Consider the following 25,558-nt stretch of genomic DNA (forward strand, 5'->3'; position numbering starts at 1 on the left):
CGAAGAATCCTAGACTCTCATTCAATAAACGTAGACCTACTTTTCGACTCTGTACACATCGATAGAGGCCTTGTGCGATTAGTGGATCCAAAACCAGTACAGCGCAAACCCTGTCAGTACAAACGGAGCAAACGGCTGTTTTTTTGACGCTTCAGTAACCGGGGTTAGCCGACGCGCGCTAAGCCTTTGACTGATAAGCCCCCAGCCGCCCAGGAACAGCGCGGCACCGATCAGCGACCACAACACCGCATCCAGCGTGCTGGCCAGGGCCAAGGCGGCCAACAGCTTCACGTCCCCCGCGCCAAAACGGCCCAGCGCATAACCAGGCAACGTCAGCAGCAGCGCCACGGCAAAGGCCCAGCCTCCTTCGCTGGCGGGCGCACCCAACCAGGTAGTGCCCATCCACGCCAAGTAGAGCAACGCCAGCAGCGCCACACCCAGCGTCAAGCCGTTGGAGATTTGCCGTTGACGCCCATCCTGCAACGCACAGAGCCCCAGCCAGAGCACTATCACCACGCCATGGATCACGTAAAAAACATCCCTTTCCGCTGAATGATTCTATGCTGATATCAAGTAGTAGCCGTCAGGGTAGACGCAGTCATGAAAACAAGCCTCCCCAGAAAACAAAAAGGTGCTGCGGCGATAGAGTTCGCCCTGGTCTTCGGGATCTTTTTTGCAGTGTTCTATGGGTTGATCAGCTATACCCTGCCGTTGCTGCTGATGCAGTCCTTCAACCAAGCGGCATTGGAGGCCGTGCGTCAGGCCATGGCGGTGGACCCGGTGGCCGCCGCAGACGCCTATCCGACGAAAGTCACCGAGCGCGCCAAAGATACCGTCATGACCCAGTTGGACTGGATCCCCACCAGTTTTCAATTTTCACGTGATTTCGTCAGCGCGACTTACACCGGCACCACACTGAACGTCACGATCAGCTACCCCACCAACCTCCTCTATTCCGTGTTCCCGGTACTGGTGGTGCCGGGCATCGGCACAGTGCCGAATCTGCCGGCCAACCTGTCCGCGCGTTCGAGTCTTCAGTTTTGACCTCGGGGGATAACCTGTTCGGGCGCCTGCTCGGCCGCACCGGCGCCCCGCCCCTCGACACACCCGGCGTGTCCGTGCCAGGGCTGCACCTGCAACTGGACCCTCAAGGCCACGTGCTGAGTATCAGCGGTACCCTGCGCCCACAGCTCGCGACACACGGGATGGGTGAGACCCCGCCGCTGCTGCGTGAACTGCTGTGTGCCGGCAGCGCCTTGAGTGTCGAAGGCCGCCCCGCAGACTGGCAACACCAGAGCCTGGACCTGGACTTCCAGAGCACAACCGGCCAGGTGCTGCACACCCGTGGCTGGGTCGAACCCGAAGGTGATGGCTGGAGCCTGCGTCTGCTCGACGTGGGGGACTTGCTCGCCGACCGGCAATTGGCCCAGCACCGCGAGCAGAACCATCAACTTATCAGCCGGATGAGCGAGCAACTGCAGCTGTGCAGCCTGAGTCGCTTGCCCGAGGTGTTCAACGAGCACCTGCGCAACCTGGCCCAGCACTGGCAGATCCCCTGTGTGGCCCTGGCGTTGTTCGATGCAGAAGACCAAGGCTGGCGGATCTACAGCCACTACACCGCCCACGACGCGCCCGCCTTGTGGCAGACCGGCCAGCACCTGGGCACCCTGCTGGACAGCGCCAATGGCAGCGCGCCATTGAGCCTGGCCCAGGCGCGCCGCGAACACCCAAGCCTGAACGGTATTTTCGGCAACGCCGACGGGTTCCTGGTGCCCTATCGCGATAGTCAGGGCGTCGCCGCCTGGTTGCTCTGCGGCCTCTACAATGGCCAGCAACACACCCGCGACCGGGAATGGCTGAACCTGACTGCCGCCCTCGCCGCCCCGCTGCTGAGCCGCTTGCGCGAGCAACGCGATCACCAACAGCTCGACCGCATGGACGCCCTTCAAGGCCTGCTCGGCACCGGCTGGTGGGAACTGCTGCCCGCCACCCAGGAAATCCAGCTGGCCCCGCAGTTACAGCACAGCCTCAGCTTGGAGGACGGCCCGACTCGCCAGGCGCTGGGCGTATGGCTGGAACAGATCCACCCCGCCGATCGCCAGGCACTCACCAGCCGCCTGCACGACCTGCAAACCCTCGACAAACCACTGCTGACCAGCGTGCGCCTGCAACGCACCGACGCAGAGCACAACCCCCTCTGGTACCGCCTGCAGGGCCACGTGCTGGGGATGGGCGATCAGCGACGTTGGGTCGGTTTCATGCTCGACATCAGCGACATCAAGAACCAACAACTGCAAGCCGCTGCCGCCCATGCGCGCCTGGATAACCTCATCGCCAGTTCACCGGCGGTGATCTATGTGCAGCGCTATGTCAGCGGCGCCCTGCACCCGGCGTTTTTCAGTGACAGCCTGCTGCCGCTGTTGGGCTGGACGCTGGACGATTGCAACCACGACAGCCTGGCGTCATTGATCCACCCCGAAGACCGCGACCTTTACTTTGAACGTACCCGCCGACTCCTGCGCGAAGGCGCCGTGCGCAGCCGCTACCGACTGCGCGACAAACAGGGCCACTACCACTGGCTGCTGGATGAAGCCAAATTACTGCGCGATGACCTCGGGTTGCCGCTAGAAGCCGTCGGCCTGTGGCTGGATGTCACCGAGGCGACCCTGGCCGCCGAGCAGATCAAGCAGAGCGAAGAGCGCTACCGCATCCTGGTTGAAGACTCGCCGGCAATGATCTGCCGCTATCGCCCGGACCTGACCCTGACCTTCGGCAACACGCCGCTGGCCAACTACCTGGAGTGCCTGCCTGCACAACTGCCGGGGTTGAACCTGGGCCATTGGCTGTCGGATGAACAGCGCCAGGCCTTTGTGCAACGCATCAGCCAGCTGACCCCGGAATTCCCGGTCAGCACCGCCGAGATCAGCCTGGAATTGCCCGGCCGCGAACATGCCTGGTGGGTGTGGTCGGACCGTGGCGTATTTGACGAACAAGGCGTGCTGGTGGAAGTGCAAGCGGTGGGCCGCGACAACACCGAAGTGCGCCGCTCCCAGCAGCAACTGACCCAGAGCGCCAAGATGGCCACCTTGGGCGAAATGGCCACGGGCCTGGCCCATGAAATCAACCAGCCGCTCAACGTGATGCGCATGGCCATCGTCAATGTGCTCAAGCGCCTGGCCAGCGGTGATGCGCAGGTCGACTACCTCACCGAAAAACTGCAGCGCATCGACGCCCAGGTTCAGCGGGCGGCGCGGGTGGTGGACCATATGCGCGTGTTTGGCCGCCGCTCGGAAATCGAACAACAGCCCTTCGACCCGTCACAGGCGGTGGAAGGCACGCTGTCGCTGCTGGGCGAAGGGCTGCGCGGTAAAGGTGTGGACGTGCGCGTCACCCCGGCGGACTTTACGGTGCAGGTCAAAGGTCATGTCGACCAGCTTGAGCAGGTGCTGATCAACCTGATGGTCAATGCCCGTGACGCGTTGTTGAGCAAACACGAAAAGGACCCGGCGTTCCGCCCGTGGATCGCACTGCATTGCGAACATGACAGCCGCCATGTGCGGCTCTGGGTGGAAGACAACGGCGGCGGGATCGACCCCCGGTTGATCGAGCGGATTTTCGAGCCGTTCTTCACCACCAAACCGATCGGCGTGGGCACGGGGTTGGGGTTGTCGGTGAGTTACGGGATTGTGGAGAACATGGGCGGACGCTTGAGCGTCGTCAATGGGCCGGCAGGGGCACGGTTTTGTGTGGAGCTGCCGGTGGATCAGATCACCAGGTAGGCGCGGCCCATATGGCAGCTGAGGTTGGCGCCGACTTCGGCGTTGCCAGCAGTGATGCCGAGCGCCCCCAGTAATCCGTTCACAATCGGGTCCAGCACCGGCGACAGAACGTTTTTGACCGCCGTTATCAATGTATTGGTAATGGTCGCGAGCAAACTTGAGACGCCAGACAATGGCCCGCTCGCTGGATTTCCAGGAGGAGGAACGTACGTCACCTGAATGCCGCCCAGTGTGTTGACTAGACTTCCAACCATGTTTGATGCGGGAGCCACTGATTGATAGGTGGGTGCCAGATTCATTTCGTTGACCGGTAAAAAAGTCATGCTTTGAGTGTTACCCCCGACCGTCGCGTGTACAACCGATAACAATAAGCTGCCACCGACCCCGGCCTTGCGCGGGGCACACCCGAAAATCCCCGTGCATGTCTGTACGCCAATATCAACGAGAGCGACTGGCTGAACAGTGGTCGCCACTGCCGAGGTGAATGCCTGCACCGGATCGACTTTTCCGACCGACACATCCACCAGCGCTGTACTCGCCTGAACGGTGAGAGATTTCGTTGCACTGCTTGCACAACTGAAATCAGAGACATAAGCCTTTGCGCTGGCCACTTCAATGTTGATGTCCAAGCCGCTCAGCAACTGCACATCCGTATGATCACAAGGCTTCAATACCAGGCACAGAAGTGGATCCAGCAGGCCCACAAGATTCAGGTGCAAAAGGTTATTGACCACCCCGGTTACCGGAGTAGTCAAAGCGGAAACCGCAGACGTCAAATCATTCAGCCCATTGAGCACGGGCAACTGAATAGACACCAGCGTACGGACTTGCGCCGTACGCACAAAAATCTGATCCGCCTGTGGGGTCTTCAACAAACCCGCTTTGGCCTTTGCAGGATTACCAATAGCCGACATTTGTGGGGGGGCAATCACTTTGGTCTGGACCGTCACGTTTCCTATCAATGGAATGCTCAACTGAGCGGCTGCACTCACCGCACTCTTGCTACTGGACAGTTGCGCCACGGTCTGCAGCAATTGAAACAACTGCACATTAGTATTCAAGGCGGCGGCCGGAGTGCCGGTGGCGACCTTCAGCAGATCTCCAACCGTCAACAACTGCGTATTCGCAGCGATGGCTTTCAATGTAATCACATCGTTGATGACCGCCGTGGCGACCGCACCATTTTTTTGCAGGACCTTCACTGCTGCGTCGATCAACTGGCTGGCGGATACGGCGGTGCTCAGCAGCGCATCATAGTCCCCCGCCTTGACGTTCAATTGAATCGCCAACTGGTCCAAGTAGCCGAGCAGGTTCACGTTCGTCCCAAGCAGACCATTCCACCCCGCAGCCGTCAGGGACAGACTACCGCCCAACAAATTACCGATGACCACGTTCAGCAGAGGGGAGTTGGCGGAGTTCACTGCCGCCAGGCTGCTGCGAATCGTCAGCTGCGCCACTGGCGGCGCATACGCGGCCACGGCGGTCGCACTCAGCATCATCTGGCTGGAAACCGGGGCGCCGCTGAACATGCTCCAGATACCCGTGGCGATGCTGGTCATCACGCTGCGCGTGGCAACCACGCGTACGGCATCGTTTTTGGTCGCGTCAGGGGTAAACACACGCACGCTGTTGGCATTGGTCGTTAATAGGCCGCAGGTCACGACCAGGCCACGACTGTTGTCGCCGGCGACCACGGTGAAGCCATTGCGCGTGGCGTTTTCCTTGGCGTAGTCGTTCGCGGTGGTGGTGGGGCTGCACAGGCCGCCACGACCGGCGGCTTCCAGGGCCGAAGTGTCGGCGATGGACTGCAACTTGCGCTTTTCCATGTACAGGCGGCCGCTGTCCACCACCAGTAGCATGAAGACCAGCGCCACCGCCAGGGTGCCCGCTGCCATCAAGCCAATCGCACCGCGCTGCCTGGAACGAAGTCGGGGAGACATCAGGCACTCCTTAGCGCTTACTCTCCGTAGTTGCTTGGAGTGTAGACAAAGGCTGGCCAGTCGCCACAGGAACGATTAAAGGGGTTGAAGGCTGGCAGAGAACCCATGTGGGAGGGGGCTTGCTCCCGATAGCGGAGTGTCAGCCAGCTCAGCTGTTACTGATACACCGCTATCGGGGGCAAGCCCCCTCCCACAATGGGTTTGTGTGGTTTTTTAGTGGGGTGGGTAGCTGGAGAGGATGCGGGTGACGGTGGTGCGGATGGCTTTGTCGCGATCCTGGGGGTTGGGCGAGCTGGCCATCATTTGTTCGTCGCTGCCGCGCCAGACCAGTTTGCCGTCCTTGCCGTCGAGCAGGTCGATCTGGACGGTCGCCACTTTGTAAGTGATGTTGCGCGTTTCGTTGTACATCGGCGCGCCCCAGTAGCCATTCCATGGGCCGCCCCAGGCGCCGCCGTAGTTGGTGGTGACTTGTTGCTGGCGATCTTCGACGATCAGGTAGGCCTGCACATTGAGGTCAGCCTTGCTGCCCGGCGCGGCGGGGCGCAGGCCGCGCTGATCAAGCTGTTCACCCACGGCTTCGCGGATGCGTTGTTCGGTGAGGTCACTCTTGATGCGCGGATCATCGGGGCGGTATTGCAGGGCCGGGTCTTTCCAGGCCCAACTGCGGTAGGCGCCGAAGTCTCGACTGGCATCAAAGTCATGGTTGACCTGGCTGGTCTGGCAACCGCCCAGCAACAGGACGACAGCTAGCGTAGCGATACGACGAAACATGGTTGTTCTCCAAAGAGCGACCCGCGCTTGAGATGAGAATAGCGGTTAACGGGGAGGGTACGCCGTCATCGCCTTTTGCACCGCCTGGCGCAAGGCATCGCCCCGTTCGCTGAGGCTGCCCTGGCTGCCGGTTTCGGCGCTGGCACTCCACACCGGCTGACCGGAGCGGGCATCGAACAGGTTGACGCGAACCACCACGACCTGGACCTCATAGGTGCGCACGATCGGCACCGAGTTGTACATGCCGTAGCCATTGCCATAGCGGTTATAGCCGCCGTAACCGTAGCCGTAGTCGTCCTGGACCTGCTTGAGGCGCTTCTCCAGGCGCACGTCGGCGCTCACCAGCAGGTCCGCAGGGCGGTTGTCATGCAAGGGCCGCAGGCCGCGTTGGTCGAGGGCACCGCTGACCGCCTCGGCAATCTGCGCCGAATCCGCCCAGGCCGTGCCTGCCGGCAGTTGGCCGTTGCGCCAGGCCCAATTGCGGTAGGCGCCGTAGTCGCGCACCGGCGCCGGGTAGGCGCTGGCATCAAAGGTGTTGGCGGCCTGGGGCGGCGCCGGCGGGATCGGCGCCGAGGTGGCGACATAAGGGTTAGGGCTTGAACAGGCGCCCAACCCCAGGGACAACAGGATCAAACAGAGACGACGCATTTCGACCTCCGCAGACTGGGCCGCTTAAACCGGACGGCAGATCCAGTGCAAATAACGCCCAAGTCCGGCAAAGCTTGGGTGACGACGGTGAGCGAGTTCCATCTCCAGAAGGTCCTGCAAATCCGCGCGGGCCTGGAATTCCACCGGCATATAGTCATGAAATACCCGCACACCACTTTGGCTTTCGACCTGCCAAAGGTCTACGAGTTGCGCCGCCAACTCACGCGGATCGAGTGGTTGTTGCGGCGTGAGGCTCTGCTTTTCGCCGGCCATGTCGTTCTTGCGCATTTTGCGGAAGTGGCCTTTGAGCAGGTTGCGATAAATCAGCGCATCGCGGTTGTAGAACGCCAACGACAGCCAGCCGCCGGGGACCGTGAGTTGGTGCAGCACCGGCAGGATCGCATGGGGTTCGGCCAACCATTCCAGCACGGCGTGGCACAGCACCACGTCGTAGGGTTCGGTGAGCTGGCCCAGCAGCGCTTGCCATGGCGCATGGATAAAAGTTGCGGTCTGCCCGGCCTCGGCGAAACGTTGGCGGGCGCCTTCGAGCATCGGCTCGGCAGGTTCGGCCAGGGTGACCGCGTGGCCTTGCTCGGCCAGCCACAGCGACATATGGCCCAGCCCCGCACCGATATCCAGTACACGCAAGGGGCGCTTGGGCAGGGCTTCGGTCAAGTCGGCCTGCAGCACTGCCAGGCGAATCGCCCCTTTGGCACCGCCGTAGATTTTCTCGGCGAAACGCGTGGCCAACTGGTCGAAATGGCGGTCACTCATTGGGCAAACCGCCGTTCGCTGTCGGCCAGTTTGGCGCGCACCACCTCGTTCATGTCCAGGCCCAACTCGCTGCACAGCAACAGCAGGTACAGCACGACATCGCCAACTTCCTGCCCGGCATGGGCGAGCTTATCGGCAGAGAGCTGGCGCGATTGGTCTTCGGTCAGCCATTGGAAGATTTCCACCAACTCGGCCATTTCGACGCTGGCGGCCATGGCCAGGTTTTTCGGGCTGTGGAATCGCTTCCAGTCGTTGTTATCGCGGATGCGGTGCAGGCGTTCGGTGAGGTGTTCGAGGTTCATGCGGGGGCTCCTGAAGGTGGATAGCTTCGGGGGGAATGGCCTTGAAGGCAAGTGAACCTTCAGATCGCTATCGGGGGCAAGCCCCCTCCCACCTTTGGCAGGTGAACACATCCAAGTGTGGGAGGGGGCTTGCTCCCGATGGCGATCTAATCAACGACGCTGAACTCAAGCCTGGCAGTTTGCCCGGCTTCGTCGAGGACGCTGAGTTGATAGCGGCCCAAGCGCTCGAAACTGGCGTTGATGAAGTCCTGGTTAGCGCTGTCGCCCAGGGGCGCACCGTTGAGGAACCACCAGCGCCGCCCACTGCCGCCCAGGGCGGAGATTTTCAGGCGCAGGGCTTGTTGACTGGCGGCAGGCAGGCGCAGTTGGTCACCTTCGCGGATACCGACAATCGACAGCGGTGACGACGCGGCCAGCGCCGGTGGCGGGCAATCGGGGTCCGCCGCGGGGATGCGCGCTTCGCGGCGCTCGGCCCTGGGCAGCCAGGGCTCCAGAGGCGCGGGCCACAGGGCGATGGTCTTGGGCTCGGCGCCAGGGCAATGGACGTCGACCCGCAAGCCCTTGGCATTCACCCACACACTTTCCATCAAGCCCACGCTCAACGGTTGGTCCAGCGCCTGCAAGGTCGGCGGCGTGGTGTGGTCCAGCGTCCAGGCGAAGCGCTGGCGACGGCAATTGGGGTCGCTGCGGCTCATGGGCTGGCCCAACGGCCAACAGATCGCCGCCACGCCGACATTCGCCGGCACCGGCTTGACGGGCGCGCTGATGCCCCGCTGGCTGTCGCGGTTGGTCAGCACATCGTGCACCTGCAACATCAACGGCGCTGCGGAGGCCAGGCCGAACTGGCCGGGCACCGGTGTGCCGTCCGGTCGGCCGATCCACACACCGATCAAATAACGCGGGCCGACGCCAATCGCCCAGGCATCGCGAAAGCCATAGCTGGTGCCGGTTTTCCAGGCCAGCACGGGACGCTGCACCAACTCGGCACGTGGGTCGCGGTCCGGCCGCGCCTGACCACTGAGGATGCGCCGCACAATCCAGGCGGCCCCTGGCGACAGTAACGGCCGCTCCCTAAGCGTATCGTCCGGCTGTAATCGAATATTGGCGCTCCTGCCGTCCCGGGCGAAGGCGCTGTAGCCGCTCACCAGATCTTCGAGGCGACTGCCTGCGCCGCCCAGGATCAGCGCCAGGTTCGGCTCGGCCAATGCGGGCAATGCCAGAGGCACGCCGCCGATGCGCATCTCGGCGGCAAACCGCTTCGGCCCATAGGCTTCCAACAACTGCACCGCCGGCAGGTTGAGCGAACTGGACAGCGCCGTGCTCGCCGGCACCGCACCGGTAAAACCCATCGAGAAGTTGCCCGGCCGGTAATCGCCATAACGCCTGGGTACGTCCTGCAACAGGGATTCGGAGTGAATCAGCCCATCGTCCAGGGCCATGCCATAGAGGAAAGGTTTCAAGGTGGAGCCCGGCGAACGCAGGGCGCTGATCATGTCCACATGGCCAAAGCGCTTGGCATCATTGATGTCCACCGAGCCGAGGTAGGCACGCACGGCCATGGTTTCTTCCTCCACCACCAGAATGGCGGCGGAGGTGTGCTCCGGCAAACGCGCGCGCCAGCCCAGCAGCAGGTCTTCAAGGCGGCGTTGCAGGGTGGCGTCCAGGGTGGTGCGGATCAGCGGCGGGCTGTCGGGGCGGTTCAGGCGGCGCGCGAGCAACGGCGCCAGGCTCGGCTCCAGGCGCGGGGCAAGCAGCAGCGGTTCTTCCAGGGCTTCGTCGACGGCAGCTTGCGGCCACACCTGGAACTCGGCGAGTCGACGCAACACTTTGTCACGGGCCTCCTGGGCGCGTTGCGGGTGACGGTCCGGACGCAAACGGCTGGGCGCCTGGGGCAGCACGGCGAGCAAGGCGGCTTCGGCATGGGTCAGCTGTGAAGGCGATTTACCCAGATACGCCCAACTGGCAGCCGCCACGCCTTGCAACGTACCGCCAAACGGTGCGCGGTTCAGGTAGAGGTTAAGGATTTCTGCCTTGGAGAGGTGCCATTCCAACTGCGCCGTGCGCCACAACTGGCGCAACTTGCCATGGAACGTGCGCGAATGCGGATCCAACAACCGCGCCACCTGCATCGACAAGGTGCTGCCGCCCGACACCACCCGCGTGCCGGTGAGGTTCTGCCACGTCGCCCGTACCAGCGCCAGTGGGTTTACGCCGGGGTGCTGGTAAAACCAACGGTCTTCATAGGTCAGCAACGCCTCCAGGTAATACGGCGACACCTCGCGGGTCTGCACCGGATAACGCCACACCCCATTGGCATCGGCAAACCGCCACAACGGCGTGCCATCCTCAGCCAGCACCACCCGCGCCAGATCGTCCTGGGGCAGGGGCAACGGCCAGATGCGGTCGGCCAGCCATAGCAAGGCGATCACCAACAAAAGGCTGGCCAGGGTCCAGCGGGCAACTAAACGCAAACTCAAACTGGCAAACCTCTATGCTTATAGGGAACTAGCCTGTTGCAATAACAACCAAAGGCACAGACACGCCCACCCTCTCATCAGGACACACACATGCAGGTAGAAAGCTTTTTCGGATGGTTGGGCCAAGCGCTCGGTTCCGTCATCCGCTTTATCGTCGACGGACTCAGCGGCCTGTTCGGTGCCCTGACCAACGCCGGTGGCAACTTCATCGACGGCCTGTCCCGCACGTTGGGCATGGACACCTCGATCATCAGCATCATTACCCTGATCATCGGCCTGATGCTGCTGTACTCGGCCGTGCGTGCCTTCATGCGCGCCTCGATCATCATGGGCATCATCTGGCTGCTGCTGGGCCTGTGGCTCCTGAGCTGGGTCGTCCACTGACCCAAAAGCACCACACATCACCTGTGGGAGGGGGCTTGCTCCCTCCCACATTTGCACCCAGTTCCGTCATTTAAATATCAGCGCCCCTTGATCACCAGATCCGCCGGCGTCTCTCCCACCGCCTGCCAGTTCGGCCGGTACATCGACTCCACCTGCGGCGGCGGTACGCGGTAAGTCCCCGGTGTCACGGCACGCGCCAGGTACAGCAGGTGCGTCGTGCCAGAGCCTTCCAGATTGATCGCCGCCACGTAGCGGTCGTCCCTGAACTCCTGATGCTTGAGCGACGCGTTCTGCATCGACTCACGCCACTCCTTCACCTGGCTGCTGGCGTTTTCCAGGCTGGCGGCACTTTGCGCCAGGTTCTGGTTTTCCAGTTCCAAACCGGCCGGGAGCAAATCCACCACAAGGGCATCCGGCACACGCTGCTTGGCACTGACCGCCAGATGCACCAGCACCAGATCACCGCTGTTGAGGCTGCGCAGGTTCAGCGGCTGGCCGTTCATGCCCAGGTATTCGCGACGGATGCTCAGGTTGTCACCGCCAGGCGCGGGTGGCACCTGTGGATAACCCGAGATCGTCAGTTGCTGGTACACCGGTGTCTCACCCTGATTACTCAGGCTCAAGTCGCTGGACAGCCACTTGCCCTCCAACGCCAGCGTCGGTTGCTGATTATTCAATTCCTGCACACCGCCACTGCCGGTGAGCGACACCTGCCAGTTCGCATCCGGTTTGGCGAACCCGAGGCGCCCGGCCAGGAACAGCGCGTTACGCTCCTGGGTCGACAGATAGGGGCTGGCGGCCAACTGGTCCGACAGGGTGAACAAGCGCTCCTCACGCTTGCCTTTGGCCAGGTCGTTCTCTTCCAGCAGCGCCAGGATCATCGCCTGGTCCCGCAGCGGGCTGCCGTAGTCGGCCAGCCATTCATTGGCATTGCGCTGTGCCGCCAGCCCGGCGAGCAAGGCTTGGTCCGCGCGGGGTTGGTCGCCCATCTTCTGCAACGCGATGGCCAACTGCACGAGCGGCAAACCGGAGCGCGCATCGCTGCGTCGTTCGAAGATGCTGCGCAGCGCCCCCAGCGGCGCCTGCTGACTGCGCGCCAGCACCATGCCGGCGTAGGCCTGCACGGCAAAGCGGGTGTGGTCGGCGTTATCGCTGTAGTCGACGTCGATCAGGTTACGCTCCTGCACATACCGCAGCAGGCGCTCGCTGGCCTTTTTCAACGCTTCAGGCGGCACCGCAAACCCCTGGTCACGGGCACGCAGCAGGAAGTCGGTGACGTAAGCCGTCAGCCAGTATTCTTCTTCGCCATCAGCGCCCCACAAACCGAAGCTGCCGTTGTAGCGCTGCATGCCCAGCAGGCGTTCGATGCCCAGCTCGATCTTGCGTTTACGCTCGCTGTCCGACTCGCCTTTGATCGACAGGCGCTTGAGCAATGCATCGTCGGCATACAGCGACGGGTACAGGCCGCTCGCGGTCTGCTCCAGGCAACCGTAGGGGTAGGCCTTGAGTGCACTGATCTGCGCACCGAGGTTCAGCGGTGGCCGGCTCGACAGGCTCAGCAGCGCCTGGCGCCCCGAGGCATCGAATTGATCCAGGGTGCCCACCGGCAGAGTCCATGGCTGATCCTTGAGCACCGCACGGTAATGCTTGAGCAGCGCCGGGTACGCGGGCCGCACGCCCAGGGTCCACTCACGGGTAAACGGCGGCAGGGTCTCGCCCGGCAGGTCGAGGCCGTTCACCGTCACCTTGACCTTGCCCTGGCCCAACCCTCCCCACGCTTTCACCGGGATGCGCAGGGTGGTGCGCTGGCCTGGTTTCAGCTCAACGGTTTGCGCGCCACTGTTGACCAACTCCAACTGCCCGTCGGCGCTCAGTTGCACCTCCAGCTTCTGCGCCTTGCCCGACAGGTTGGACAGGTCCAGCGCCAATGTCGTCTGGTCCCCCCCGGCGAGGAAGCGCGGTGCCGACAGCTCGGCGATCAGCGGCGCGGCGATCACCGTTTTGGCTTCGGCCATGCCATAGCGATCATCGGTCCAGGCCTGGGCCATCAGGCGCAGTTCGCCGTTGAAGTCGGGAATGTTGACGCTGACTTCGCCCTCGCCTTGCTCATTCAAGGTCACCGGCGCGCTTTGCAGGGCGACGATGGTCACACTGGTGTCAGGGCGCTTGCCGCCCTTGGCCAACGCCGCGTCGCCACCAAACGCCAGGCTGGCCAGGCGGCCCTGCCCGGCTTCGATCAACTGGCCATAGATATCGAATTGGTCCACGCCGTAGGCCTTGCGGCCGAACAGGCTGGAGTACGGGTCCGGCGTAGGGTATTCAGTGATATTGAGGATGCCCACGTCCACCGCCGCCACCAACACATGCACCTGCTTGGGCACGCTGCCATCGGCATTTTTAGCAGCGATCTTCACCGTCAGCGGTTGTTTGGGGCGCATTTTTTCCGGCGCGGTGAGGGTCACGCCCAGTTTGCGTTGGGTGCGATCCAGCGGCAGGTGCAGCAGGCCTACTGCACGTTTTGGGGTGATATTGGCTTTACGCTCGCCCGGGCGAATCACCAAGGCGCTCACGTACAGGTCATGGCGCGACCATTTCGGGTCGAGCTTCACAGCGAAGCTTTTGCCTTCGGCCGGCACATCGATTTCCTGCCACCACAGCGGCCCCTCGGCAGACTCCACCAGCAGGTAGCCTTTACCGGCCGCCGGCGGCGTGACGGTGACGTTGGCTGTGTCGCCATCGCCATACGCCGGTTTATCCAGCGCCAGCTTGACCTGGTCCGGGCGCACGGCACCGCCTTCGGTGTTGTCCTGGGCCTGGTAGCCGGCCCAGAAACGCAAACTGCTGACCAAGCCGGTCTGCGGGTCTTCCACTTCAACGCGGTAAGGGCCCCACTCCACCTGGAAGCTGACCTTGGCGGTGTCGCCGGCCTTGATGTTCAGGGTCTGTTCGTCGAGGTTGAGGAATTTCTCGTTGAAGTGATAGCTCCAGCCATCATTCTCGGAGTAGTTCCAGTAGTAATCGCGACGCTCGCGCACCAGGCGCACCTTGAGGTTTGGCGCGGCGAGTTTCTGCCCGTCCTGGTTGGCCAGCAGCACTTCGAATTCCGCCGGGCCATCGCCGTTGGTTTCCGTGCCGTCAAACAACCCGCGCAGGCCCGGCAGTTGCTCGGCCGGCCAGATCGGCTGCACCAGGCGCCGCGTGATCGGCCGCCCGCCCGACTCTTGCAGACTGGCCTGTACGATCAGTTGCAGCGGTGACTTGGCCTCGGCCCATTTACTTTCCAGGGTCAGTGCTTCCTGGCCCTTGGCGTCGAGCACGCTCTCGTCCAGCTCGAAATCCTGGCTCAGCTCTTCTTCGGTGACGGAACCGAACTGGTAACCGGGCAGCGACTTGACCGCTTCGCGCAGCGGCCGCACATAGACTTGCCCACTGACCCGGTTGCCCGACGCAGGCGCGCCGTACAGGTAACGACCGTTGACCTGGATCACCGCGTCGTCTGCCGGGCTCAACGGCGTGTCACTGCCCTTGAGTTCCAGCGCCAGGCGCTCGGGCAAGAAGTCTTCGACAAGGAATTCATACAACTGCGGCTTGCCATCACCCAGGTCGAACACCAACTGCCAGCGCCCAGTCGGTGCTTCGCCGGCCAGTTGCAGTTGATATTGATAGAGGCCGGAAGCATCGGCATCCCACACGAACTTGCGGCTCACCTGTTCATCCGGGCGACGTACTTCGACGCTCACCGGCTGCGGTTTGACGGCATTGCCATCCTTGTCCCGCAGCAAGGCGTTGAGCAGCACGGTTTCGCCGGGGCGATACAGGTCGCGCGGACCAAAGACAAAGAACTGCAACGGGTGGGACGGTTGGCCGCCAATGTCGAACTCGGCCAGGTCCAGCGCGGCGCTGTCGAGGCGCAGCATACTGGTCTGTTCGCCCTGCTTGGCGAGCAGCACCTGGGCCTTTTTCGGCAAAGGCAACTCAGCGTGGCCCCCCTTCTCGGTCTTGCCCTGGCCCAGCACGCGGCCCTCGGCGTCGAGCACTTCGAGGTCGACGCCATCCAGCGCCTTGCCGCCTTCCAGCGCCTGGGTAAACACGTCCAGGCGATTGGCGTAGCGGTGCACCGACAGGCCGATATCACTCAAGGTGAACAGCGTCGCCGGTTGGGAATAGTTGTAGGTGCCCGAGGCACGCATCACCGCCAGGTACACGCCCGGCTGCTGCAATTGCTTGAGGCCGGCGATCGGCAGCAACAGGGTTTCGCGGGTGTTACGCGCCGGGTTCAGGTCGAAACGACCGCCGTAGACCAAATCGGCCAGCGGCAGCAGTTCGCGGGACTCATAGCTTTGCAGGCTGGTGTTGCGCCCCCACTGCGCCAGGAACGACGGCAAGGACTCGGGCTTGATGCGGAAGAACTCGACATCGATCTTGTCGACGTTCAGCGCGATCACCGGCAGGCCTTCGGCCAGGCGCGTCGGCAGCAGCGTGCCACGGCTGGCGAAACCGACGGTGGCTTGCAGGTCGCGGGTTTCCAGGCGGGCGATGTACTCGGCGGGCAGCAGGTTGTTATTTACGGCCTTCACACCAGGGTCAACCGTCAGCACCAACTTGCGCTGCGGCTCCAAGTGACGCAGGCGCAGCTCCATCAGGTTGTCGGAGATTTCCCAGGCACCATCGACCTTGCCCGACTTGCTGTCGACCAAGTGAAGTTTGTCAGCGAATTTCTGATCGGGATCCAACGGAATGGAAAAGCTCACCGACAAGGTACTGGCCCCGTCGAGCTGCACCTCGGACACATCCACCACGCTCAATTCACGCCCGGCGTAGCGCTGCTTCAGCGCCGCCACATCCACGGCGGCCTTGGCCGGCTTGGGGGCAACCGTCGCTGCCGCAGGCGCGGTCGGAGCAGCCGGTTTATCGGAGGAATCACAGGCGCTCAGCAGGGCCAGCGCGCAAGCAAGGAACAGTCCTTTGTTAAGCATGGGGAACTCGTCGTGAGAGGGATCCGAGGGGTGAACTATATATCAGCCCGAGTGGGGTCGATGAGGTGCCGGTCACATTGACCGACGGAGGGTGGTTTGGTTCTTGAGGGAACGCGAGCGGAGCCAAATCCCACAAACGCTGACGATCCAAATGTGGGAGGGGGCTTGCCCCCGATGGCGGTGGGTCAGCTCCAGATTCACCCACTGACAGACTGCCATCGGGGGCGAGCCCCCTCCCACATTGGTTCTGCAGTGACATTAAGGGCCCGTTACAATGCCGCTCCTCTGAAGGAGCCCGCATGCACACCCTACTCACTGACTGGCGCCACCGCCCCACCCACCGCCGCGTCTGGGCCCTGGCTGCGCCGATGATCCTGTCGAATATCTCGGTACCCCTGGTGGCCCTGGTCGACAGCATGGTCATCGGCCACCTGCCCCATGCCCATCAACTGGGCGCCGTGGCGGTCGGAGCCAGCCTGTATACCTTTCTTGCCTGGGCCATGGGCTTCCTGCGCATGGGTTCCACCGGCTTTGCCGCGCAAGCCGCCGGGCGCAACGATGGCGCCGCACTGCGGCAAATCCTGCTGCAAGGCCTGCTGCTGGCGCTGGGCCTGGCGATGCTATTAGGCACAGTGGGCATCCCCCTGAGCCATCTGGCCCTGGAATGGATGCAACCCTCTCCCGAACTGAATCAACTGACCCAGGACTTCTTCCACACCCGCCTGTTCGGCCTGCCCGCCGCGTTGGCCAGCTACGCACTGGTCGGCTGGTTCCTCGGCACGCAGAACGCCCGCGCGCCCTTGGCGATCCTGCTGACCACCAACCTGGTCAACATCGCCCTCAACCTGTGGTTCGTCCTTGGCCTGGATTGGGGTGTGGTCGGTTCGGCGCGCGCGTCAGTTGTCGCCGAATGGGCCGGCGCCCTGCTCGGCCTGGCGCTTACGCAAAAAGCCCTGCGCGCCTACCCCGGCCATATCGCCTGGGCGGCGTTGAAACGCTGGGAGAGCTGGCGCCCGCTGCTGGCGGTCAACCGCGACATTTTCATCCGCAGCCTCGCGCTGCAATCGGTGTTTTTCATGATCACGGTGCAAGGCGCACGCCTTGGCGACGCTACCGTGGCGGCCAACGCGCTATTGCTCAACGGCCTGTTACTGACGGCCCACGCCCTGGATGGACTGGCCCACGCGGTCGAAGCCCTGTGCGGTCACGCGATCGGCGCCCACGACCGCCCATCCCTGCGCCGCTCGCTGGTGGTGGCCGGCGGTTGGTCACTGATCGCCAGCGTTGGTTTTGCCGTGCTGTTCACCTTCGCCGGCCACCTGTTTATCGCCATGCAGACCGATATTCCCAGCGTGCGCGAAACCGCCGACATCTACTTGCCCTATCTGGCGCTACTGCCGTTGATTGCGGTGTGGAGTTACTTGCTGGACGGCTTGTTCATCGGTGCGACCCGCGCACGGGAAATGCGCAACGGCATGCTGCTGACCCTGTTGCTGACGTTGCCAATCGCGTGGGCGTTGCAGGGTTTGGGGAATCACGGCCTGTGGATAACCTTCCTGCTGTTCATGGCCCTGCGCAGCCTCACTTTGTGGGCGATTGCCTGGCGATTGAACCGGCAGGATCAGTGGCTTGGATAAACGCCGTGACCCGATCCAGTACCGGTGCCAGCCAGCGCAGCGGCTTGGAGAGCGCGGCCACCAGCGTCTGGTGATTGGTCTTGCCGAAGTAGAAGGTTTCAACCGGCACGCCCGCCGCCCGCAACGTGTTGGCCAGGCCGCCGGTATTACGCGAGGGGTTGACCAGCTTGTCGTCGGTCGACGCCATCAACAGGCTCGGCGGTGCGCCGGCGCTGACGTGGTTGATCGGCTGGGAATCGGGCGGTGAATCGGGGAAGAAAAACACCGGTTTTACCTCCGGGTTTTCAATCGGCAGGAAGTCATAAGGCCCGGCCAGGCCGATCCAGCCCTTGAGCATCGACGGTGACAGGTTCACGTGCTCAAGCCATCGCGCGTCCAGCGCGAGCATCGCAGCATTGTACGCACCGGAGCTGTGGCCCATCAGGTAGAGCCGCTGCGGGTCACCGCCGTAGTCGGCGATGTGCTGATGGGTCCAGGCCACCGCTCGGGCGCCATCCTGGAGAAACGCGGGGTAGCGCACTTGAGGGTAGAGCCGGTAATCGGCAATCACCACGACAATGCCACGTGAAGCCAGGGCTTCGCCGACGAAACCGTAGTCATCCCTGGAGCCGCTGTTCCAGCTGCCGCCGTAGAAAAAAACCACCACCGGCGCGTTGGAGCTAGCAGGCGCAGGCCGGTAGACATCGAGTTTCTGGCGGGAATCATCGCCGTAGGCGATGGCAGCGGTTTTGGTGAAGGTATTGGAAGGGGTGAGGGCGTTGAGGACTTTGATCGGGGAGCAGGCGGCCAAGAATGCTGCCATTGCCAGCGTGAGCACTTGCAGCCATTGACTCAACATTGCTCAGCCCTCAGACAATTTCAGGATTAGCACTGCGTCAAAAGTAGGAGGGGGCAAGCCCCCTCCCAGATTTTTTACGAGGACAGGTAGGACGAACGCGTCAGCCCCAGACGCAAGGCATCCAAGAACTGCGTACGCTCCGCCGCACTGATCTTCGCGCTCGCACACTTGTCACGGTAATGCGTCATCAGCTCTTCCGGCGACAAATGCACATAGCGCAGCATGTCTTCGATGGTGTCGTGCGTCTCGATCCCGGCGCTGTACACCGAACCATCTTCACGCTGGTAGATATTCACCGAGTCGGTGTCGCCGAACAGGTTGTGCATGTCCCCCAGGATTTCCTGGTAAGCCCCCACCAGGAAGATACCCAGCAAGTAGTCTTCACCTTCGTTCAAGCCGTGTACCGGCAAGCTGGTTTCGATGCTTTGCTCGTCGACGTACTGCTTGATCTTGCCGTCCGAGTCGCAGGTCAGGTCTTGCAGCACGGCACGGCGCAGCGGCTCTTCGTCGAGGCGGTGCAGCGGCAGGATCGGCAGTACCTGGCCGATGGCCCAGGTGTCCGGCAAGCTCTGGAACACCGAGAAATTGCAGATGTACTTGTCGGCCAGCTTGTCGTTGAGTTCATCCAGCACCTGGCGGTGCGAGCGCTGGCGGGCTTTCAACGAGTTGTGCAGGCGGCGGCACACGGCGAAGTAGCACTGCTCGGCCAGGGCTTTTTCGGCCAGGGTCAGTTTGCCGTCGGCGTACTGGGTGGCCACATCGCTCATGTAGTGGGTGGCGCGCCAGTAGGTTTCGGTGACCATCTCGATGTCGGTCGGGCCCAGCAGGTCTACCAGCCATTGCACGGTTTCCGGCAGGCTTTCCTTGTTTTCGATGACCGGGATTTCGTCGTTGTGTTTCTCGACGTCGGTCACCTGCACCACCAGCATGGCGTGGTGCGCGGTCAGGGAACGGCCGCTTTCGGAGAAGATGTTCGGGTGCGGCAGGCTCTGCGCGTCGCAGAACTCCTTGAGCATGCCCACGACCACGCCGGCGTAGTCGTCCATGTCGTAGTTGATCGAGCTGGCGTTACGCGAGTGAGTACCGTCGTAGTCCACGCCCAGGCCACCGCCCACGTCGATGTGGTCCACTGGCAGGCCGAGGTTGCGCAGTTCGCCGTAGTAACGGATGGCTTCCTTGAAACCGTGCTGGTAGTCGGCCAGGTTGGCGATCTGCGAACCCATGTGGAAGTGCAGCAGGCGAATGCCCTGGTCCAGGCCCGCCGCGCGGAAGCGCTCGACCACGGACAGCAACTGCGCCGCCGACAGACCGAACTTGGACTTCTCGCCACCGGTGTCCGCCCACTTGCTCGACGCCAGCGACGACAAGCGCACGCGCAGGCCGACCTGGGGCTTGACCTTAAGGCTGGCAGCCTCTTCGATCACCAGCTCAACTTCAGATTCTTTCTCGATCACGATGAACACATTGTGGCCGAGCTTCTGGCCCATCAGCGCGAGGCGGATGAACTCACGGTCCTTGTAACCGTTGCAGACGATAGTGCCGCCCTTCGGCGCCAGGGCCAATACCGCCAGCAGCTCAGGCTTGGAGCCAGCTTCCAGGCCGATGGACACGTTCTGGGTGGCGATGATGTTCTCGATCACCGCTTCCTGCTGGTTCACTTTGATCGGGTACAGCGCGGTGTACTTGCTCTGGTACTCGAGGCGCTCGATATTCGAATCGAAGGCACCGGTCAATTGGCGTACGCGATCTTGCAGGATGTCAGGAAAGCGCACCAGCAACGGCAGGGACAGGCCGCTTTTACGCAGTTCATCGACCTGCTCGTACAAGTCGACGGGCGTACTGTTCGGACCGTTCGGACGAACTTCTACGCGACCGGCTTCATTGATCGCGAAATAACCGGCCCCCCAATGGCGAATCCCGTAAACACTGCGGCTGTCCGCAACTGTCCATTGGCTGCCATCGTCTTTGCGTGTGCGTCGTACGGACATCGAAGTCCCCTATATATGAAGTCGAAGGCACCGCCCCTGGTTCGAGGCTGGCGCAGTCTAAAGAATGAAAATGACGATTTGCCTGCAAGCAAGGTAGACCCCACGCGCAGGACAGAGTTTAGACACAGGTTGGGAAGAGGCTTTCAGCCGCCGGACTTCTTGGCCTTGTACCCGAGCTTGATCAGCTCGGCCAACAGCAACTCGACGTGATCGCCCTGGATCTCGATGACCCCGTCTTTCAACGCGCCACCGGTGCCACAGCGCTTTTTCAGCGTGGTGGCCAGTTCCTTCAGCGCCTCTTCGGCCAACGGCACGCCGGTGATGGTGGTCACCGTCTTGCCGCCACGGCCTTTGCTTTCGCGGCGCACGCGGGCAATACCGTCGCCTTCAGGGATCAGGGTCTGTTTGCAGGTACACGAATCCACGGGCTGACGACAGTCCGGGCAGTGTCGACCTGCATCGGTGGAAAATACCAGGCCACCAAGGGCGGCGAAGGATGCGGCTTTTTTGGCCACCGGCAATCCTCTTGGGAGGACAAAGACTGGCCAGCGCTCGGCTCTGGTTAAAAGAGGCGAGTCACCAACCGCGAAGCCCCACTCAGGCAGGGGCAGCGCTACCGAAGCACCAGGGTGGTTCGGGTGAAAAGTCGCGCAGTGTAACCACAAAAAGCCGACTTGCTAAGAGCCAAATGGCGCCAATTTATGCAACTTTAGCGACGTGAGGCCAGATAACGTCGCAGCCCCTCTTGGGCGTCTGGGCAGTAAGGCTTTTGTTCGGCCTCCTGCAGGACAGTGCCTATAGGCAAAAAGCGCGCTTCCATGACCTCTTCCGGCTGCAGGCGCAGCGGCCCATCCCAGACTGCCGAGTAGGATTTGCACCAGAGCCGGCTGTCGCCATCTTCGAAGTAGAAATGGTCATGTTCGACCAATTCCACCCCGCCGACACCCAACTCTTCTTCCAGCTCTCGGGCAGCAGACACGGCATAGGATTCACCCGCCGCTACCATCCCACCCGCCGCCGTGTCCCAGAAACCGGGATACATGGCTTTGCTCAGGGTGCGCCGGTGCACACACAGCTCACCGGCCGAATTGAACAGGAAGATAAAGGTGCAACGGCCGATCAACCCGCGCTGGCGCAGATCGGCCCTGACAAGACTGCCGAGCAGAGTGTCCTGCTCATCGACCCAGCAGATCAGTTCGGCATCGGAAGCCGCGCGGTGGGCGGCCTCCTTTTGAGTAGCGTCCATCATCAACCTTGGTTGAGCAGCTGACGCAAATCGATCACCGCAGCGTTAGCCCGGGAAATGTAGTTGGCCATCACCAACGAGTGGTTGGCCAATACGCCAAAGCCGCTGCCGTTAAGGATCATTGGGCTCCACACCGGCTCTTGCGAGGCCTCCAGCTCACGAATGATCTGGCGCACGCTGACAGTGGCGTTCTTCTTGGCCAGCACGTCGGCAAAGTCGACTTCGATGGCGCGCAACAGGTGCGACAGGGCCCAGGCCTGGCCGCGTGCTTCGTAGAACACGTTGTCGATCTGCATCCATGGGGTTTCCACCACTTCTTCATCGACCTGCGGCACTTCACCCGGAGCCAAGGCTTCGGTTTTCAGTGCGGTGTTGAGTTTTACCCGGCCGACACTGGCCGACAGGCGTTGCGACAGCGAGCCCAGGCGGGTGGCGACATCGCCCAGCCAGTTGTTCAGGTTATCGGCACGCGCGTAGAACAGTGCGCCGCGTTGGTTCGGGTCGGACAAGCGCGCTTCATAGCGGCTCAGGGAATTGATGCCTTCCTGGTATTCCGATTCACTGGATGGCAGCACCCAGCTCTTGTTGTCGAAGTTAAAGCGCGGCTCGGCCTTGGCCAGATCGGCGTCTTCGGCCGACTGCGACTGCGAGCGGGCGAAGTCTTTACGCAGGGCGCGGGTCAGGTCGCGTACCTGCACCAGCACGCCATATTCCCAGCTCGGCATGTTGTCCATCCACAGGCCTGGCGGGAAACGGTCGTTGGAAATGTAGCCGCCGGGCTTGTTCAGCAAGGTGCCGACCACGGTCTTGAGGGTTTCGACGGTGGTAAAGCCCACCACCATCTGCTTGCCGTCTTTTTCGGCGGCAATCTGCGCGTTCTGCTGGACCGGAAACAGTGCCGGCTCTTCGCTCCAGTACCATCCCAAGGCGCCGGTGACCAGCAGGTACAGGCCGAGCACGCTGAGCACGGCACGGCTCATCAGCACGGTACGAAGATAACTGCGGTTGGCCGACTTGGGCTCAGGGGCGGGGCCTTTGGCACTGCCTGCACGGTTTTTCCAGTCCAGCATGGCGATATCCTTTCAATCACTTGAGTTCATGCACTTGAATTGATGGCGTGCGTTCAAACACTCCGACCACAACCCTACCCCATCGTGCCCGCGCGTGCGGGGCTTTTCACCAAACTGGCGCACAGAGGGTATTCGACTATAAAGGATGCACGCTTTTTACGCTGCGCGACCACCGGGTCAGCAACTGAATACCCGGAACACACAGTTTATTGATGCATGACACTCATCCCAAGGAAAAGAGGTGCTAGCATAGAGCCATCAGTCGACCTCAGCATGCACCCTAACTAGTAGTCAGGATATGACCGAGCCAGAAGACCCCAGCCGTGAGCGTCTCAAGCAGCATTTTGCCCAGCGGGTAATTCATCAGGCACGTCAAATTCTTGAGATCTGGCAGCGCCTGCAACGCAGCGAGTGGTCCGGCACCGACCTTTCCGAACTCAGCGAGGCCAATTTGCGCCTGCTGCGGTTTGCCGAGCGCTTCGAACAACCGGAACACCGCCAGCTGGCGCAACACATCGGCGACTCCCTCAAGGCAGTCGACGAGAACCGTGGGCGCCTCAGCAGCCACCTGATCACCGAACTCAATCGCTTGATGCAGCGCCTGTCCCGCACCGGCCTGCGCCAGGGTGACCAGCTGGAACAAACCTTCCTGCCGCCGATGCGCAAGCCGATCTACGTCATGCTGGCCGATCACGACCGCGCCGAGCGGCTGGCCAAGCAGCTGGAATTCTTCGGTTTGAGCGCCCAATCCCTCGACAGCGTGGCCGCGTTTCGCGCGGCGATGGCCGAGCGCCTGCCTTCGGCGATTGTGATGGACGTGGATTTCTGCGGCACCGGCCTGGGCCTCAAACTCGCCGCCGAAGCCCAGGAAGGCCTGGAGCACAAACTGCCGCTGCTGTTCTTCAGCCTGCACGAGACCGACACCCCTACCCGGCTGGCCGCCGTGCGCGCCGGGGGCCAGGAGTTCCTGACCGGGACGCTGGAAGCTTCAAGCCTGTTGGAAAAAATCGAAGTGCTGACCTGCGTCGCCCAGTACGAGCCGTATAAGGTGCTGATCATCGACGATTCGCGGGCCCAGGCGCTGCACACCGAGCGGCTGCTCAACAGCGCCGGTATCGTCACCCGCACGCTGATCGAACCGATCCAGGCCATGGCTGAGCTGGCGGACTTCCAGCCCGACCTGATCATCCTCGACATGTATATGCCCGCCTGTACCGGTACCGAACTGGCCAAGGTGATCCGCCATAACGACCGTTATGTCAGCGTACCGATCATCTACCTGTCGGCCGAGGACGACCTGGATAAACAACTGGACGCCATGAGCGAAGGCGGCGACGACTTCCTCACCAAGCCGATCAAGCCGCGCCACCTGATCACCACCGTGCGCAACCGCGCCGCTCGCGCACGCAACCTCAAGGCACGGATGGTGCGCGACAGCCTGACCGGCCTGTACAACCACACCCACATCCTGCAACTGCTTGAAGACTGCAGCTTCCGCGCACGCCGCGAGAACAAGCCGCTGAGCTTTGCCATGCTGGATATCGACCACTTCAAGCGGGTCAATGACAGCCACGGCCACCCCATGGGTGACCGCGTGATCAAAAGCCTGGCGCTGTTTCTCAAGCAGCGCCTGCGCAAGACCGACTACATCGGGCGCTACGGCGGCGAAGAGTTCGCCATTGTGATGCCGGACACCGACTTGGAATCGGCCTGCAAGGTGCTGGATGAAATCCGTGGCCGCTTTGCCGAAATCCACTACCCGGCCCAACCGCAGGATTTATGGTGCACGTTCAGCGCCGGGCTGGTGGAGCTGTGCGACGGCTCCGACAGCCTGATGATGGCCGCCCAGGCCGACGAGGCGCTGTACCGCGCCAAGCACGCCGGGCGCAACCGCGTGCAGGCTGCGCGCGCATCAAAGCAAAGTGCCATCTTTTCACCGGAATCCACTGATTCGGTCATAACGCTGTAACGCAAACGCAATAACTTCAGGCACTTATCTTTTGCTGTCGGTTGATACCACGCATGCGCCTGAAGCTGCTGACCAATCTCAATACCCTTCTTCTGGTGGCCGTGTGCCTGGCGCTGGGGGCGACGCTGTGGTGGTCGCAACGGGCGCTGGAGCGGCCTTATCTGCTGATGGAACGTTACCTGGGCCTGTCGCAGACCTTCCAGAACCAGGCTGCACGCAACATCGACGACTACCTGGCCAGTGGCGATGCCTTGCGCCTGAGCAGCGCCGGCCAGAGCCTGGAAAGCCTGTTGCAGCATCTGGATGAACTGCCTGCGGACCTCGCACAAAACCTGCGCCCCAGCCTGGTCGACCTGGATGCGTTCAGCAAAACCGACTTGCTGGCTGCCGGCAAGCTGGCTGGCGACCCACAAGCCTTGCTGCTGCAGGCCGAGCGCGAATTGGGCGCGAACCTGGAGCAACTGAGCCAATACGCCAGCGGCGTGAATTCTGCCGAAGCTGCGCGTTACTTGCCCCCACTGCTGGCGGCATCCCAGCACCTGGCCAAGCTGTCCCTGGCCCGCGACAAACTGGTGAGCAGCGGGCGCGCGGAATTGGCCACGGATGTGGAGCGCGAAGTCGCCAATATCCGCACCCAGGCCGACCGGTTGGAGCAACTGCCCTTACTGGGGGTGAAGGCCAGTGCCGAATCCGGCGCCGATGATTTCTCCGCCATGATGGGCTTGGAAAACAGTGAAAAAGCCGAAGCCCAGGACACCG

General features: G+C 62.3%; 18 protein-coding genes. 5 read left to right on the top strand and 13 right to left on the bottom strand.

The window, feature by feature from the left end:
• Positions 1 to 78: 78 nt before the first annotated feature.
• A complete protein-coding gene (locus tag BM403_RS10670) occupies positions 79 to 528 on the bottom strand; it encodes a prepilin peptidase (protein ID WP_012722018.1) in 450 nt (149 codons plus the stop codon).
• A 72-nt stretch (positions 529 to 600) separates the two neighbouring features.
• On the opposite strand from BM403_RS10670, the gene BM403_RS10675 reads away from it, so the two are divergent.
• Both BM403_RS10675 and BM403_RS10680 read left to right on the top strand, forming a co-directional pair.
• Positions 601 to 1,044, top strand: coding sequence for a TadE family protein (locus BM403_RS10675; protein ID WP_093542741.1), 444 nt, complete (start codon positions 601 to 603; stop codon positions 1,042 to 1,044).
• Entirely contained in the window at positions 1,041 to 3,779 is a 2,739-nt protein-coding gene (locus BM403_RS10680) for a PAS domain-containing sensor histidine kinase (protein ID WP_093542744.1), read from the top strand. Before BM403_RS10675 ends, BM403_RS10680 begins: the two co-directional genes overlap by 4 nt.
• Here BM403_RS10680 and BM403_RS10685 read toward each other — a convergent pair.
• The 6 genes from BM403_RS10685 to pbpC all read right to left on the bottom strand — a co-directional run bounded on the left by BM403_RS10685 (position 3,764) and on the right by pbpC (position 10,691).
• Positions 3,764 to 5,719 (bottom strand): pilus assembly protein TadG-related protein, encoded by a 1,956-nt coding sequence (locus BM403_RS10685; protein ID WP_093542746.1) that lies wholly within the window; start codon positions 5,717 to 5,719, stop codon positions 3,764 to 3,766. The two genes, BM403_RS10680 and BM403_RS10685, sit on opposite strands and share 16 nt — an antisense overlap.
• A 213-nt stretch (positions 5,720 to 5,932) precedes the next feature.
• Positions 5,933 to 6,490, bottom strand: a complete 558-nt coding sequence (locus BM403_RS10690) for a DUF4136 domain-containing protein (protein WP_012722014.1) — start codon at positions 6,488 to 6,490, stop codon at positions 5,933 to 5,935.
• 45 nt (positions 6,491 to 6,535) lie between these two features.
• Positions 6,536 to 7,138 carry a DUF4136 domain-containing protein gene (locus BM403_RS10695; RefSeq protein WP_093542749.1) on the bottom strand — a complete coding sequence of 201 codons (603 nt, stop codon included), beginning with the start codon at positions 7,136 to 7,138 and terminating at the stop codon, positions 6,536 to 6,538.
• 24 nt (positions 7,139 to 7,162) lie between these two features.
• Positions 7,163 to 7,912, bottom strand: coding sequence for a methyltransferase (locus tag BM403_RS10700; protein WP_012722012.1), 750 nt, complete (start codon positions 7,910 to 7,912; stop codon positions 7,163 to 7,165).
• A complete protein-coding gene (locus tag BM403_RS10705) occupies positions 7,909 to 8,214 on the bottom strand; it encodes a MazG-like family protein (RefSeq protein ID WP_093542751.1) in 306 nt (101 codons plus the stop codon). The genes BM403_RS10700 and BM403_RS10705 overlap by 4 nt, the downstream gene beginning before the upstream one ends.
• A 146-nt stretch (positions 8,215 to 8,360) precedes the next feature.
• A complete protein-coding gene (gene pbpC / locus BM403_RS10710) occupies positions 8,361 to 10,691 on the bottom strand; it encodes a peptidoglycan glycosyltransferase PbpC (RefSeq protein WP_046033977.1) in 2,331 nt (776 codons plus the stop codon).
• Between the two features lie 90 nt (positions 10,692 to 10,781).
• On the opposite strand from pbpC, the gene BM403_RS10715 reads away from it, so the two are divergent.
• Positions 10,782 to 11,075 carry a hypothetical protein gene (locus tag BM403_RS10715; protein WP_012722009.1) on the top strand — a complete coding sequence of 98 codons (294 nt, stop codon included), beginning with the start codon at positions 10,782 to 10,784 and terminating at the stop codon, positions 11,073 to 11,075.
• 77 nt (positions 11,076 to 11,152) lie between these two features.
• Here the strand turns inward: BM403_RS10715 and BM403_RS10720 are convergent, their stop codons facing one another.
• On the bottom strand, positions 11,153 to 16,051 hold the full coding sequence (locus tag BM403_RS10720; RefSeq protein ID WP_093542753.1) for an alpha-2-macroglobulin: 4,899 nt from the start codon (positions 16,049 to 16,051) through the stop codon (positions 11,153 to 11,155).
• 299 nt (positions 16,052 to 16,350) lie between these two features.
• On the opposite strand from BM403_RS10720, the gene BM403_RS10725 reads away from it, so the two are divergent.
• On the top strand, positions 16,351 to 17,688 hold the full coding sequence (locus BM403_RS10725; protein WP_093542755.1) for an MATE family efflux transporter: 1,338 nt from the start codon (positions 16,351 to 16,353) through the stop codon (positions 17,686 to 17,688).
• On the opposite strand, the gene BM403_RS10730 is transcribed toward BM403_RS10725, so the two are convergent.
• The 5 genes from BM403_RS10730 to BM403_RS10750 all read right to left on the bottom strand — a co-directional run bounded on the left by BM403_RS10730 (position 17,633) and on the right by BM403_RS10750 (position 22,740).
• A complete protein-coding gene (locus BM403_RS10730; protein ID WP_093542757.1) occupies positions 17,633 to 18,526 on the bottom strand; it encodes an alpha/beta hydrolase in 894 nt (297 codons plus the stop codon). The genes BM403_RS10725 and BM403_RS10730 overlap by 56 nt on opposite strands.
• Positions 18,527 to 18,600: 74 nt before the next feature.
• The gene (gene speA, locus BM403_RS10735) at positions 18,601 to 20,514 is read right to left on the bottom strand and encodes an arginine decarboxylase (protein WP_012722005.1); all 1,914 of its coding nucleotides are present in this window, start codon (positions 20,512 to 20,514) and stop codon (positions 18,601 to 18,603) included.
• Positions 20,515 to 20,657: 143 nt separating this feature from the next.
• Positions 20,658 to 21,029, bottom strand: coding sequence for a translation initiation factor Sui1 (locus BM403_RS10740; RefSeq protein ID WP_012722004.1), 372 nt, complete (start codon positions 21,027 to 21,029; stop codon positions 20,658 to 20,660).
• Positions 21,030 to 21,223: 194 nt separating this feature from the next.
• The gene (locus tag BM403_RS10745; RefSeq protein WP_012722003.1) at positions 21,224 to 21,760 is read right to left on the bottom strand and encodes an NUDIX hydrolase; all 537 of its coding nucleotides are present in this window, start codon (positions 21,758 to 21,760) and stop codon (positions 21,224 to 21,226) included.
• A gap of 2 nt (positions 21,761 to 21,762) precedes the next feature.
• The gene (locus tag BM403_RS10750) at positions 21,763 to 22,740 is read right to left on the bottom strand and encodes a DUF2333 family protein (protein WP_370636181.1); all 978 of its coding nucleotides are present in this window, start codon (positions 22,738 to 22,740) and stop codon (positions 21,763 to 21,765) included.
• 388 nt (positions 22,741 to 23,128) lie between these two features.
• Here BM403_RS10750 and BM403_RS10755 point away from each other — a divergent pair, with 388 nt between their 5' ends.
• A complete protein-coding gene (locus tag BM403_RS10755; RefSeq protein WP_093542759.1) occupies positions 23,129 to 24,799 on the top strand; it encodes a response regulator in 1,671 nt (556 codons plus the stop codon).
• Positions 24,800 to 25,558: the final 759 nt, after the last annotated feature.

The sequence above is a fragment of the Pseudomonas sp. OV546 genome (assembly GCF_900116845.1).
In the GTDB taxonomy this organism is placed as follows: domain Bacteria; phylum Pseudomonadota; class Gammaproteobacteria; order Pseudomonadales; family Pseudomonadaceae; genus Aquipseudomonas; species Aquipseudomonas petroselini.